At 41.7% G+C, this 12,888-nt stretch carries 14 protein-coding genes; 11 read left to right on the top strand and 3 right to left on the bottom strand.

What is annotated here, in order from left to right; all coding sequences use genetic code 11:
• Nucleotides 1-46 precede the first annotated feature (46 nt).
• The 7 genes from FHG08_RS10535 (at nucleotide 47) to FHG08_RS10505 (ending at nucleotide 6,703) form a co-directional block, all read left to right on the top strand.
• Nucleotides 47-1,261, top strand: a complete 1,215-nt coding sequence (locus FHG08_RS10535) for an acetate kinase (protein WP_178955923.1) — start codon at nucleotides 47-49, stop codon at nucleotides 1,259-1,261.
• Between the two features lies 1 nt (nucleotide 1,262).
• Complete coding sequence (gene pta, locus FHG08_RS10530; RefSeq protein WP_054200797.1) at nucleotides 1,263-3,416, top strand: phosphate acetyltransferase; 2,154 nt, start codon at nucleotides 1,263-1,265, stop codon at nucleotides 3,414-3,416.
• Between the two features lie 222 nt (nucleotides 3,417-3,638).
• Nucleotides 3,639-4,022 (top strand): ACT domain-containing protein, encoded by a 384-nt coding sequence (locus FHG08_RS10525; protein ID WP_171039579.1) that lies wholly within the window; start codon nucleotides 3,639-3,641, stop codon nucleotides 4,020-4,022.
• A gap of 6 nt (nucleotides 4,023-4,028) precedes the next feature.
• Nucleotides 4,029-4,526: a PTS glucose transporter subunit IIA gene (locus FHG08_RS10520; RefSeq protein ID WP_178955921.1), complete on the top strand. Its 498-nt coding sequence runs from the start codon at nucleotides 4,029-4,031 to the stop codon at nucleotides 4,524-4,526.
• A 4-nt stretch (nucleotides 4,527-4,530) separates the two neighbouring features.
• Complete coding sequence (locus FHG08_RS10515; RefSeq protein ID WP_178955919.1) at nucleotides 4,531-4,875, top strand: ArsC family reductase; 345 nt, start codon at nucleotides 4,531-4,533, stop codon at nucleotides 4,873-4,875.
• Nucleotides 4,875-6,005: a succinyl-diaminopimelate desuccinylase gene (gene dapE / locus FHG08_RS10510; protein WP_178955917.1), complete on the top strand. Its 1,131-nt coding sequence runs from the start codon at nucleotides 4,875-4,877 to the stop codon at nucleotides 6,003-6,005. Before FHG08_RS10515 ends, dapE begins: the two co-directional genes overlap by 1 nt.
• Nucleotides 6,005-6,703 (top strand): M15 family metallopeptidase, encoded by a 699-nt coding sequence (locus FHG08_RS10505; RefSeq protein ID WP_178955916.1) that lies wholly within the window; start codon nucleotides 6,005-6,007, stop codon nucleotides 6,701-6,703. The genes dapE and FHG08_RS10505 overlap by 1 nt, the downstream gene beginning before the upstream one ends.
• Here the strand turns inward: FHG08_RS10505 and FHG08_RS10500 are convergent.
• Nucleotides 6,687-7,565 (bottom strand): DMT family transporter, encoded by an 879-nt coding sequence (locus tag FHG08_RS10500; protein WP_178955914.1) that lies wholly within the window; start codon nucleotides 7,563-7,565, stop codon nucleotides 6,687-6,689. The genes FHG08_RS10505 and FHG08_RS10500 overlap by 17 nt on opposite strands.
• A gap of 196 nt (nucleotides 7,566-7,761) precedes the next feature.
• Here FHG08_RS10500 and FHG08_RS10495 point away from each other — a divergent pair, with 196 nt between their 5' ends.
• Genes FHG08_RS10495 through FHG08_RS10480 form a run of 4 tightly spaced genes read left to right on the top strand, consistent with a single transcriptional unit; the run spans nucleotide 7,762 to nucleotide 10,672 of the window.
• Nucleotides 7,762-9,126, top strand: a complete 1,365-nt coding sequence (locus FHG08_RS10495; protein ID WP_178955912.1) for a COG3014 family protein — start codon at nucleotides 7,762-7,764, stop codon at nucleotides 9,124-9,126.
• Between the two features lie 8 nt (nucleotides 9,127-9,134).
• Entirely contained in the window at nucleotides 9,135-9,560 is a 426-nt protein-coding gene (locus FHG08_RS10490; RefSeq protein WP_178955910.1) for a YcfL family protein, read from the top strand.
• An 8-nt stretch (nucleotides 9,561-9,568) separates the two neighbouring features.
• Nucleotides 9,569-10,189 carry a penicillin-binding protein activator LpoB gene (gene lpoB / locus FHG08_RS10485; protein WP_178955908.1) on the top strand — a complete coding sequence of 207 codons (621 nt, stop codon included), beginning with the start codon at nucleotides 9,569-9,571 and terminating at the stop codon, nucleotides 10,187-10,189.
• 15 nt (nucleotides 10,190-10,204) lie between these two features.
• Complete coding sequence (locus FHG08_RS10480; RefSeq protein ID WP_138604886.1) at nucleotides 10,205-10,672, top strand: glycine zipper 2TM domain-containing protein; 468 nt, start codon at nucleotides 10,205-10,207, stop codon at nucleotides 10,670-10,672.
• 80 nt (nucleotides 10,673-10,752) lie between these two features.
• Here the strand turns inward: FHG08_RS10480 and FHG08_RS10475 are convergent, their stop codons facing one another.
• Together FHG08_RS10475 and FHG08_RS10470 are read right to left on the bottom strand one after the other, a co-directional pair.
• Nucleotides 10,753-11,199 (bottom strand): DUF4826 family protein, encoded by a 447-nt coding sequence (locus FHG08_RS10475; RefSeq protein ID WP_178955906.1) that lies wholly within the window; start codon nucleotides 11,197-11,199, stop codon nucleotides 10,753-10,755.
• 121 nt (nucleotides 11,200-11,320) lie between these two features.
• A complete protein-coding gene (locus FHG08_RS10470) occupies nucleotides 11,321-12,715 on the bottom strand; it encodes a M28 family peptidase (protein WP_178955904.1) in 1,395 nt (464 codons plus the stop codon).
• Nucleotides 12,716-12,888: the final 173 nt, after the last annotated feature.

The raw sequence follows: 12,888 nt of genomic DNA, 5'->3' as shown, positions 1-12,888 counted from the left end.
ACATCAACCAAGTGTACTGATTAATACTTAAATGGAAAATGAATCTATGCCAACACTCCCAAATAATCCGAACCATGTTTTGGTACTCAATTGTGGAAGCTCAAGTCTAAAGTTTGCAATTATTGATGCAAACACAGGAAACGACATTATATCAGGTTTAGCTGAGCGCCTAGGTGATAATGCTCCCTCAATTAAATATAAGTTTCAGGGAGAAAAAACCACTATTAAGCTTGCTGCTAACCAAGCACATGCCCAAGCAATTGATACGCTGGTTGATTTAATAAAAGATCACAATTTAGACGATCAATTAGTAGCTGTGGGCCATCGCGTAGTACATGGTGGCGAGCACTTTACTCAATCAGTTTTAATTGACGATAACGTCATTGCAGGTATTACCCAAGCAGCCACACTAGCCCCTTTACATGGTCACGCTAATTTACTGGGCATCTCATCAGCACAAGCATCATTTAAAGATTTACCACAAATAGCCGTGTTTGATACCGCATTTCATCAAACTATGGATGAGGTTGCTTATCTATATGCCCTTCCTTATCAACTTTATAAGGACTTTGGGGTTAGACGCTATGGGTTTCATGGCACTAGCCATTTTTATGTAGCAGGTCAAACCGCTAAAATGCTGGCTTTACCTGTTGAAGAAAGTAACTTTATTAGCGCCCACTTAGGCAATGGCTGCTCGGTGTGTGCAATCAAAAACGGTAAAAGTGTCGATACCAGCATGGGCTTAACCCCGCTTGAAGGACTTGTAATGGGTACCCGTTGTGGTGACATTGACCCAGGGTTATTTAACTTTTTAACTACGCAGCTTGATTACACTGCGCAGCAAATTGATGACCTGCTAAATCAAAAGAGTGGCCTATTAGGAATAAGCGAGTTATCAAACGATTGCCGTACTATTGAAGAGGCTGCTATTGCTGGCAACTCGCAAGCCATGCTGGCACTTAATATGTTTTGCTACCGCTTAGCAAAACAAATAGCCGCCTACATGGTACCGCTGCAAAAATTAGATGCGCTTATTTTTACCGGTGGGATTGGCGAGAATTCCGATATTATTCGCGAAAAAGTACTTACACAGTTAGCATTTTTGGGTATCAATTTAGACCCTCAAGCAAACCTTGATGCACGGTTTGGCCAAGCTGGATTAATCAGCGCTGCTAATTCAACAAGCAAAGCGGTGGTTATGCCTACCAACGAAGAATGGGTTATTGCACTCGACGCCGCAAACATCACCAAGGAGTTATAATATGGCTCGTCGTATTATGTTGGTACCTATCTCTACAGGGGTAGGTTTAACCTCAGTATCAGTTGGTTTAGTAAGAGCGCTGGAACAAAAGACGGTTAAGGTTAACTTTTTCAAACCTATCGCCCAGCCGCGTGCAGGTGAAACTGGCCCTGAAAAATCGACCCAAATTGTTACTCAAGGATCACCGATTAAGCCGCCAACACCATTTGCACTCGATTACGCAGAGCAAATGATTGGTGATGGTAAAGGTGATGACTTATTAGAAGAAATTGTTGAGCGTTTTCAAAGTAAGATAAACGATGACGAAGTGGCCATAATCGAAGGAATGGTGCCAACTCGTCGCCAACCTTATGCAGGACGCATAAACCGTGAAATTGCACAAACCTTAGGGGCCGATATTGTATTTGTGCTTACCCCTGGGAATTACAGTATTACCCAAATTGAAGATCGCCTTGAAATTGCTGCTGGAAATTACGGTGGCATAGATCACCCTCGTGTGCTGGGTTGTATTTTCAATAAAGTAAATGCCCCTCTAGATGAAGAAGGCCGTGCTCGCGCTGATTTAGTCGATACTTACAAGCCAGAAGCGCTTGATAACGAGCTTAACCGCCTGGCTTCTTTACCAATTTTTAGAAAAAACCCTTTTATGTTACTTGGTGCCATTCCGTGGGATTTTGAGCTGGTAGCGCCACGCGTTAAAGATTTAAGTGCTTATCTAAAAGCCACTATTATTAATGAAGGCGACATGGTGCATCGTCGACTAAGACGCATTACTTTTTGTGCCCGTACAGTATCAAATATTCTAAATTATTTTACCCCAGGTGCGTTATTGGTCACCCCAGGCGATCGTTCAGATATATTGGTTGCAGCCTGCTTGTCTGCTATGAACGGTACTAAACTAGGCGCTATTTTGCTCACCGGTGGCTTTGAGCCTGAGCCGCGCATCATGGCGCTGTGCGAACAAGCCATGCAAACAGGGCTGCCTATTTTAGCAACCGAAGGCGACACTTGGCGCACCTCGTTATTACTGCATAACTTTAACCTAGAAGTGCCAAGCGATGATGAACAGCGCATTGAAAAGGTAAAAGATCATAACGCAGAGTATATAGATTCTGATTGGTTAGATACCTTAGCTAAAAGTGTGGGGAAAACCCGAAAACTATCCCCTCCTGCCTTTAGGTATTTATTGACTGAAAAAGCTCGTAAAGCCGAAAAAACAATTGTATTGCCTGAAGGTAACGAACCTAGAACCATTAAAGCAGCCGCTATTTGTGGCCAGCGTGGCATTGCTAAAACAATTTTATTAGGTGATCGTGATGAAATATTGCGTATAGCCGAGCAGCAAGGCATTGAGCTTAACGAGCATGTAACTGTAATTGAGCCAAGCAGTATCATAAATGACTACGTAGCACCTATGGTGGAAATCCGTAAGAATAAAGGTCTTACCGAAGTAGTCGCCCAAGAGCAACTACAAGATCACGTCGTACTTGGCACCATGATGCTAGAGCAAGGTAAAGTCGATGGTCTGGTATCGGGTGCGGTAAACACCACTGCCAATACCATTCGCCCACCGCTACAGTTAATCAAAACCGCGCCAGGTTCATCATTAGTGTCATCTGTGTTCTTTATGCTATTACCGGATCAGGTTCTAGTTTATGGTGATTGCGCTATTAATCCCGATCCTAATGCCGAACAACTAGCCGACATTGCAATTCAATCTGCCGACTCAGCAGCAGCATTTGGTATTGAACCTCGCGTAGCCATGATAAGTTACAGTACTGGTGATTCAGGCAGTGGGGCTGATGTAGAAAAAGTGCGAGCGGCAACTAAACTGGCCCAGCAAAAGCGCCCAGATCTAATTATAGATGGACCACTACAGTATGATGCGGCAATTATGGAAAGTGTAGCGATTAAAAAGGCACCTAACAGCCCTGTTGCAGGTAAAGCAACGGTGTTTATATTCCCTGATTTAAATACTGGCAACACCACCTATAAAGCGGTACAACGAAGCGCTGATTTGATCAGTATAGGTCCGATGCTGCAAGGGATGCGTAAACCAGTTAACGACTTAAGCCGTGGCGCATTAGTTGACGACATAGTGTATACCATTGCTTTAACTGCCATTCAAGCAGCGCAAGCTGAGGCACTTAATTAACCCCTTTAACTAACATGCCCCTTTTATAGCCTAGCCAATTTTTAATTAATTATTAATAGGTTAGGCTATTTATACCTTACAACCCCCAAGCTTATCCACAGAAATTGTGGACAATTATTTTTTAATTAATAAAAACTTTAACAACGGCTCAGTTTGGGCCTTTAACTTAGATTCAATACTCTATACTATAAAGCTATTATCTTGCTGCTAGGGATGGGTTTTATGTCAAAACAAACACTACAATTACACAGCACTGTTTTATCAATTCATAGTTTAGCGCTTGATGCCGACATCCCTCCTGCCCTGTTAAAGCAACCATTATTTTTTATTTCAAAAACGCACGATGAACTCTCGGTCGTTTGCCCTGATGACTTTATAATTGATAGCCAAGATACAGAATCGAATTGGCAAGCATTAGAAGTAATTGGCCCATTAGGGTTTTCGTTAACCGGTATTATGGCAAATATTTCAGGAGTATTAGCAAGAGCTGGCGTGTCAATTTTTTCAATTTCAACCTATGACACCGACTATATTTTAGTAAAAAAGCAAACCGTCAACAAAGCAATGGCTGCTCTTAAAGCCGATGGCTACAACGTGGTAACTTAATTAATAATGAAATCTGAAGACGTTAGCTATTTAACTAAAAATAAAATTTGCCGAAGCGCAATACAAATAACCAGTCCGTTCAGTGGCAAAATTATGCAAATGGACGCGCATCCTGAAGCTTTTTTCCGCTTTGGAACTTTAGGACCAGGGATTATTGTCAGCTTAACTAGCCATAAAGTGTTAGCGCCATTTAATGGTACTTTATTGCAAGTTAAAAGCGGCGGGTGCGAATTTATTCTAAAAGCTAAAAATGGCTTAAAAGTATTAATAAACTTAGCTGTGCCTGATTCTCAAACTCTCACGCATACTCATATTGCTCAGCTTAATGGCAGCAAAATAACCAAAGGACAGCGCCTAGCTTACTTTGATTTGCGTGAACTCGATGCGCCTATTTTAGCTAGCCTTATCATACTCAATGGCCACGACTTAGGCACTTTTCATTATTCTCACCCGCAGGTCAATGCTGGTGTAGATACCTTATTAACTATTATCAAAAAGAAGTAGGTTTATGATCACTCTCTATGGCATTAGCAACTGCGACACTATTAAAAAAGCAAAAAAATACCTAAGCGATAATGACATCGCATTCACTTTCCATGACTATCGTAAAGATGGCGTTAATCATAATATGGTTAGCGATTTTGCAGAGCATATTGACTGGGAACAACTTGTTAATAAACGTGGCACAACCTACAGAGCGCTTTCGGATGAGCAAAAGCAAAACTTAACTAAGCAAACTGCTATCGATATATTGGTTGAACAACCTGCAATGATCAAACGCCCTGTACTTGTTAATAACGGGCAGTACCACTTAGGCTTTAAAGCAGCCCAATACGATGAGATTTTTAAATAATGACCCATCCAGTAATTACCCTAGCCCAAGCCTTAATTCAGCGAGAGTCGGTTACACCTGAAGATGCTGGGTGCCAACATATGATGAATGAACGTCTAAGCGCTATTGGCTTTGATATTGAATCGCTATTTTTTACCGATACCCTAAACACATGGGCACGTAAAGGTACGCAATCGCCCCATTTTTGTTTTGCCGGTCATACTGATGTGGTGCCCACTGGACCTGAAAAAAACTGGCAGCACCCGCCTTTTGCGGGCCTAATTGAAGACGGTTTATTACATGGTCGTGGCGCTGCCGACATGAAAGGCTCACTGGCAGCTATGGTTGTAGCCACAGAGCGTTTTGTATCTAAGCACCCTGATCATAAAGGTTCTATCTCGTTTTTAATTACCTCAGATGAGGAAGGCCCGTTTATTAACGGCACTACCCGCGTAATAGATACTTTAGAAGAGCGCGGTGAAAAAATTGATATGTGTCTTGTTGGTGAGCCTTCATCGCGCGATGTACTCGGTGATGTGGTTAAAAATGGTCGTCGTGGTTCTTTAACTGGTTTTTTAACTATTAAAGGCGTGCAAGGTCATGTGGCTTACCCGCATTTAGCGCAAAACCCAATTCATTTAGCCACACCAGCTTTAACCGAATTAAGCCAAACTGTCTGGGATATGGGTAACGACTTTTTCCCAGCCACCAGCTTTCAAATCTCTAACATTAATGGTGGCACAGGTGCTGGTAATGTGATCCCCGGTGAGCTTGAAGTACAATTTAACTTTAGGTTTAGCACCGAAGTTACTCATCAGCAGCTGCAACAAGAAGTGAACGCGATTTTACAAAAACATAATTTGAATTACGAACTAAATTGGATTGTAAATGGCCTACCGTTTTTAACCGATCACGGTCCGTTAGTTGATGCTACCGTCGCTGCCATTAAATCAGTAACTGGCTTAACCACTAATTTAGAAACAACAGGTGGGACATCAGATGGCCGCTTTATTGCTCAAACCGGCGCTAAAGTAATCGAGCTGGGGCCACGTAACGCCACAATTCATAAAGTTGATGAGTGTGTTAGCACAGATGACCTGATCGCGCTGGCAGATATTTACGAGCAAATATTAGAACAACTGTTAACTTAATGACTGCAAATAAAGAACTCATACAATGCATCACCGGACAAAGTGATGCACACCTAGTCGCCATACAAAACCATTATTTGCATGCCAATATTGTCAACGACTTTGTTGCACTGCAATCAGCGGCCGCATCCGCTGGCTTTGATTTATGTATTGCATCAAGTTTTCGAGATTTTAATCGTCAATCAGCTATTTGGAATGCTAAATTTTCAAATAAGCGCGTGGTGTTAAATAAAGCGCAACAAGCCGTTGAACTAAATTCACTGAGTGATATTGAAAAATGTACCGCCATAATGCTGTACTCTGCACTGCCAGGGGCAAGTCGCCATCATTTAGGCACTGACTTAGATATTTTTGATAAAGGCGCAGTGAGTGACGATTATGAGTTGCAACTAACCCCCGATGAATATCAGCATGGCGGACCTTTTGCCGAACTGAGTCAATGGCTAGACACCCACCTGGCAGAATTTGGATTTTATCGGCCTTATCAGCACGATTTAGGCGGTGTTGCCCCAGAACTTTGGCATATTAGCCATATTTCGCAGTCAGAGCAGCTTATGAGGCACCTGTCAGTTGAGGTATTACACAACTGCATTAAAGAGAGTGATTTATTAGGTAAAGACGCTATTTTAACCCACTTACCTGCTTTGTATGAACGCTTTGTGCTCAATGTGAGTCCACCAGCTAAGCAGTGTTATTAGTTTTTTTATTTAACGTAAAAACCAATACCGCTAGTAAAATAATACTGCTCGGGAGCATAAATTGCACAGTTAAGGTTTCTGATAAAAACACCGCTCCTGCAATAGCTGCCAAAACGGGCACGCATAACTGCACTATAGCTGCATGCGTGCTTTTTAATAATGGCATAGCCACATACCAAATACTGTAACCAACACCAGATGCTATCGCACCTGAGCCAATGGCAAGTAACACCCCTTCCATGCGTACATTCTTAAGCTGGCTCATACCCACCACAATTAAAATAGGTAGCACTAATAAGCTGCGAATAAAGTTATAAGTGGTGGCCCTAAGTGGTGACACACACGCCTTGCCACGAATACTGTATATTCCCCATGCCACGCCACTTATGCTCATTAATACTGCCGCCATTACCGGTGGCGCTGTTTGCGAAGGCAGCATTAAGTAAACAAAAGCCGCAAACGCCACAATAAATGCAAGCCATTGCACAGCGATTAAGCGCTCTTGCTTATAGATGCCCCAGCCGATCATGGTAAATTGCACCGCGGAGAATAAAATAAGCGCGCCCATACCGGTATCTAACTCTATATAAGCTATAGAAAAACACAGCGCGTATATCAGCAAGCTCACACTGCTTCGCCAGCTTCCGGTATCGTTAATAACAGAACCACTTAATTGTGCATTTTTATTTAACTGCTTTGTATAGAGCAGCATAATAATGGTCAAACACACTGCCCCGCTGAGAAGCCGTATAACAGTGAAATTCCACGCATCAATATAACCTTGAGCTAATGCTAAGCGACACAATAACGAATTGGCAGCAAAGGCAACTAACGCGATAATAGTAAACAGAGTGGCTTTCAAATAAATTCCTAACGTATTGATAAATATGTACCGTTTTTATGTACAGGTTAAATTAGCGTCCATTGTTGTAAACGTTAATATGGTTATTTTTTAATGATAAAGCTTTAATGTTTATACACTACGCTTTTTTACAATCTTTCACACCTACATTTATAAGCCATGTGTTAACCTTATAAAATAGATAAAAGGAGTGCGTGTGCGTCACATTTTAATTTTCAGTTTTTGCTTTATTGTAAGTGGTTGCAGCACTATTGGCTTTAACGACTTGTTTAATGATTATGCCACAAACACCACCCCTGTTAGGCAAGCTATTAGCAATAATAATATTGAAAATGCACGCACCCTTATAAAAACCAACAGTAAAGCCCACAGTAATTATTTACTGAACCAATTAGAGCAAGGGCGTATTGCTGATTTAGCTAATAATCCAGACAGTGCGCAAACATATTTTGAAACTGTCTACCAACAGATGCAAGCTAAGCGCCAAGCAGCCAAAATACAAGTAAGTGCAGGGCTTGAGCAAAGTAATGCGCTGTTAACTAACGACTCAGCGATAGGTTATATCCCACCTGCTTACGAAATGAGTATGTTGCATAGCTACAAAGCACTTAATTATGTTTATAAGCGCGATATTGAGAGCGCATTAGTTGAAATACGCCGTGCCAATAAAGTACAAGTTGATGCACTACTCGATAATCAAAGCGAGTTTGATAATGCCGTTGCTCAAGCACAACAACACTACCCAGGCATGGATAATTTAACTCGCTCGGTAAAAAATGGCTTTCAAAATGCGTATACGTTTTACCTATCAGGGCTGCTGTATGAAACGGCAAAGCAAGGCGATGATGCCTACATAGACTATAAAAAAGCGCTCGAAATACAACCTAGCAATCCGTATTTACAGCAAGATATATTGCGCCTTGCTAAGCAGCAAGGCTTTGCGGATGACTACAAACAATTTAAACGACAGTTTGGTGAAGTAAACACCATAGATAAAAATCAAGGCGAAGTAGTTATATTATTTGAACAAGGTCTTATACCAAAACAGCACGAGTTTAAATTGCGATTGCCTATTTATACTTCGCAGGGGGATGCCCGCTTTTATAGCCTAGCAATGCCTGTTTATATAAATAATGCCTACAGCAGTGCCGTGAATAATATAAAAGTTAATAACCAAGTATTAGCATTAAGCCCGTTAGTACATTTAGAAGCACTGGCTGCTAAAACCTTAGAGCAGCAAGTAGCTGGGCGTGTTTCAAGACAAATTTTACGCCTTGTCGCTAAAGAAAAAATGCGTGCAGAGCTTGCGCGCAGTGCCGGTGATGTAGGGAACATTTTGGCTAATTTGTATAATCTTGCATCTGAGCAAGCAGATACGCGTAGTTGGCTTACCCTGCCTAATCAGATCAGCCTTGCCCGCAGTGCAGTAAAAGCAGGAGAACATACTTTAAACGTTGGCTCGCAACCGCCAATAAATTTTACCGTTAGTAAGCAAGGGTTAACGTTAATATACCTAACCTCTGTCAATAACTATTTTAACTCCCATGTAGTGCAACTTTAGGAGCCATCATGAAATACATACTTCCCGTTATTGCGCTGTTTATGCTTAGCGCGTGTAGCAGCCGACCTGTAACCTCAGGTATTGGGGTTGAGCAAACTGCCAGCGCTTATAAAGAGCAGCTCAATGTTAATAATCCACAATTAGCTAAAAAGCTTTTAATAAGTGATGTAAAAACGCGTCAAACAAATAACCTTACCGACGTGGTAGTTACTTTAGCGAGTACCTATAAAAAGTCGCAATACTTACAGTATCAATTTAACTGGTTTGATAAAGATGGCTTTGTTATTAAAGGCAATCACTCACCGTGGCAAGCCCTTACATTATTTGGCTTTGCTAAAACTCAGCTTGCAGGACTAGCGCCTAGCTCTAATGCCGTTACCTTCTCATTAGCGGTAAGAGAAGTATCAACCGACGCACAAGAATTTAAAGATTAAAGGAAATCATGATGATCAATAAACAATTTAAATCACTGTCTAGTTATGCAATTTTAGGCTTAGCGGCACTGACACTTGCAGGCTGTGCCAATAAAGCAGTTGTCAGCTATGGTGATGCCCAAGCCGTAGAAACCACAGATATAAACTTTGGCTCTACTGACTTACAAAAAGTTGCCTCGCAAATGACCGACTCTCTGCTTAGTTCGCCTGTAGTTGGTACTATGACCGCCAATACACGCCCTGTGGTATTTGTAGAGCGTATTAAAAATAAAACTAGTGAACACATAGATACAGAATCAATCACCGACTCAATCTCTACACAATTACTGCGTAGCGGCAAATTTAGATTTGTTGATATGACCCGTGTAGAGGCGGTTCGTGAGCAAATTACATTTCAAAACGAAGACGCCTTAGTCAACCCAAGTACTGCGGTGGCTTTTGGTAAGCAAATTGGTGCGCAATATATGCTGTACGGTAACCTATCAAGCATTGTTAAATCTAATGCAGATAAAGCCGATGTGTACTACAAATTTACAATACGTTTAATGGATATGCAAAGCGGCCTTATTGAATGGGCTGACGAAACTGAAATTCGTAAAACGCGTGAAAAATCAACGTTTGGTTGGTAATAACAGGAGCGAATTATGAAAACGCTTAGCTTAATTTTATGCGCTTTATTAGTAGTAAGTGCCCCAACGTTTGCCAAGTACGAACGAAATAAAGCCGTTCCTGTACAGCAAGTACTATTTGGTAAAGTAAAGTCGGTGCGCACTATTACTGAGCAACAATTAGTACAAGACAAAAGTAACGGCTGGAAAACCTTTGGCGGTGCCTTAATAGGCGGCGTTATTGGTAACCAGTTTGGCGGCGGCAGTGGTCGTACTGTAGCGACTATTTTAGGATCGGTGATTGGTGGTAACGTTGCTCATAATCAGCAGCAAACACAGCGCTATGAAAACACACAGCTCGTTGAATTACTGATACAAGTAGAAAGTGGTGAGCAATTTATGGTGGTACAAGACAGCGATCCCGCTATGCGTTTTCATCAAGGGGATAATGTTCGCCTAATCTACTTAACCAATAACACAGTGCGAGTAGATAGCGCGTATTAAGCTTCTTGCAAGGCAATAGCTGAAAAAACCTAACTTAGTTACCTAAGTTAGGTTTTTTTAAAGGGTAATTACGTTTATTTTTAAGCTGGTTCTTTTGCCCAAAGCTGCTCATTTTCATGCATTTCATATAAGCCGTGAGCACGATTTATAAGTAAGTTTGCAAAGTCGGCTTGGGTTTTATCACGCGGACCCGCTGTAATAATTTGGTCGGCCTTTAACTGCCACTGCAATGAAAAATAACGCATGGCATCACGTGCATCTTTTGCTGCAGACGCTTCAGCGTGATCGGTTGGTAAACGACCTGTGATCACCCAGTAACTCTTACCGTTTTGCGCTTTAAATTTCCAAAGCGCACATAAAGGCGCTAAAAAACGACTTTCTTTTTCAAGCAAGGTTTTAGGCATAATGCCTTTTTCAGCTAAATGTTGTTGTGCATTTTGAAAACACTCGCGCTGCCATTTAATTTCTTGTTGCTGAAGTTCAGCTTGCTGCTTTGGTGTTAATGGTTGTTGTTCTTGTTGCTGCATTTTAATAACCTTTTTACTTCTTTGTTTACACTTTAAGGGCATAACAAATAAGGCGCAAGCATAAATAGCGTGCTTAACACCTTATTCGCAGCTGTTTGCTGAATTTTCAAGCAAAGCACACTTACTTTATATTGTGATCAAACGAGCCTACAGCACCTGGGAATACCACTGGCGACTCAATACCCTGTTGATTCACGCTAGCCACCCCAAAATAGTAGTTATCAATAACCACATTTTTTAGTGTAAATTCACTGACATTATCAACCCATTGGCTATATTGCCATTGTGGCTCACTGGTGTAGCGCCAGTATATACGGTAGCCCGCTACATTTTCATCTTCTGTTGGCTGCCAAGTAAGAGTGGTACTGGCGCGTACAGCACCACTAATTCTCACTTCTTTTGGAGGCGCAGGAGCCCATGCCATTGACGCAAGACTAACCGCATTTAATGAAGTTAGCTTTGCGGCGTAATCAAAATCGACCCCATCAATGGTATCACCGTACACAACCCCATTTTCTGTGCGCAGGTCTTGATGTTGGCGGTCATAATGCTCGTTGGTTTCCATAATACGCACAGCCGCAAAGCCCGCATCATTAAACGGACGGTGATGCCCGCCTCGGGCAAAGCGGTCGAGCCTATATACCAGCATGGTATCTAAGTTTTCAATGTATTTATCAGCAATGGTGTCTATGTAACGTGCTAAATTACGGCTCGCTGAGTCAACTTCGCCGCCGGTAAAACGACGAGTGCGGGCTTGTTCTTTAGTTTCAACGACGCGCGTGCCTTCAGAAAAAATGCGTGCAGTTGTGTTATCGGTTACGCCATTAATGCCGGTAATATTGCCAATCATGTCGTTATTTAAAACACCATGAACCTGCCAGTTATTTTTTTGTGCGTAAGCAGTTAAAATTTTACCACCAAATAAACCTTGCTCTTCACCTGAGAGTGCGGCGTATACCACTGAGCCATTAAACGTATATTGCGATAACACCCGTGCAGCTTCAATAACACCGGCCACCCCTGATGCATTATCGTTTGCCCCCGGTGAATCGCTAGTAAAGTCCATAACATCACTAACCCGCGAGTCTATATCTCCCGACATCATCACCATACGGTTAGGATCGGTATTACCGCGCTGAATCGCAATTATATTAACCACTTCTACAGGGTTAGGAATACGCTTTTCTCCCGAAATGGTTTGCTTTACTTCTAGTATTTCTAAACAGCCACCACACTGTGCAGAAATTGCTTCAAATTCTTTTTTTATCCAACGCCTTGCCGCGCCAATACCACGAGTATCCGATTTAGTTTCAGATAAAGTATGGCGAGTCCCAAAATCCACCAACGTTTGAATATCATCTCCAATACGCTGCGCTGAAATTTGCCCTGCAATATTATGCAATGATGCTTGTTGTGTGGTTTGTGTCGCCACACTATAAAATGACGCGCTACAAACAGATGCAACCGCACTATACTTAATAATCCGAGTAACTAACTTTAAAGGTGAAATTGACATAGCAGTTTAATCCTTATTGTTGATGTTTTTAAAATGACAGCTCTGCAGTTATACAGCAATGCATTTGAGATAGACGTTAAAAACCTCAGGTTAAATTACATTTAGTTAACATTAGCTAGCTTGCTCGGCCTAGTTCATTTGCAACTAATAAGTACGCTAGTTTAATAAAAATA

It is taken from the genome of Pseudoalteromonas sp. Scap03 (genome assembly GCF_013393115.1).
Taxonomy (GTDB): domain Bacteria; phylum Pseudomonadota; class Gammaproteobacteria; order Enterobacterales; family Alteromonadaceae; genus Pseudoalteromonas.
This window is presented reverse-complemented; position numbering and strand designations above follow the sequence as displayed.

Coding starts and splice junctions, on each gene's coding strand:
- FHG08_RS10535 (WP_178955923.1), top strand. CDS start 47: ATGCCAACACTCCCAAATAATCCGAACCATGTTTTGGTACTCAATTGT.
- pta (WP_054200797.1), top strand. CDS start 1,263: ATGGCTCGTCGTATTATGTTGGTACCTATCTCTACAGGGGTAGGTTTA.
- FHG08_RS10525 (WP_171039579.1), top strand. CDS start 3,639: ATGTCAAAACAAACACTACAATTACACAGCACTGTTTTATCAATTCAT.
- FHG08_RS10520 (WP_178955921.1), top strand. CDS start 4,029: ATGAAATCTGAAGACGTTAGCTATTTAACTAAAAATAAAATTTGCCGA.
- FHG08_RS10515 (WP_178955919.1), top strand. CDS start 4,531: ATGATCACTCTCTATGGCATTAGCAACTGCGACACTATTAAAAAAGCA.
- dapE (WP_178955917.1), top strand. CDS start 4,875: ATGACCCATCCAGTAATTACCCTAGCCCAAGCCTTAATTCAGCGAGAG.
- FHG08_RS10505 (WP_178955916.1), top strand. CDS start 6,005: ATGACTGCAAATAAAGAACTCATACAATGCATCACCGGACAAAGTGAT.
- FHG08_RS10490 (WP_178955910.1), top strand. CDS start 9,135: ATGAAATACATACTTCCCGTTATTGCGCTGTTTATGCTTAGCGCGTGT.
- lpoB (WP_178955908.1), top strand. CDS start 9,569: ATGATGATCAATAAACAATTTAAATCACTGTCTAGTTATGCAATTTTA.
- FHG08_RS10480 (WP_138604886.1), top strand. CDS start 10,205: ATGAAAACGCTTAGCTTAATTTTATGCGCTTTATTAGTAGTAAGTGCC.
- FHG08_RS10475 (WP_178955906.1), bottom strand. CDS start 11,199: ATGCAGCAACAAGAACAACAACCATTAACACCAAAGCAGCAAGCTGAA.
- FHG08_RS10470 (WP_178955904.1), bottom strand. CDS start 12,715: ATGTCAATTTCACCTTTAAAGTTAGTTACTCGGATTATTAAGTATAGT.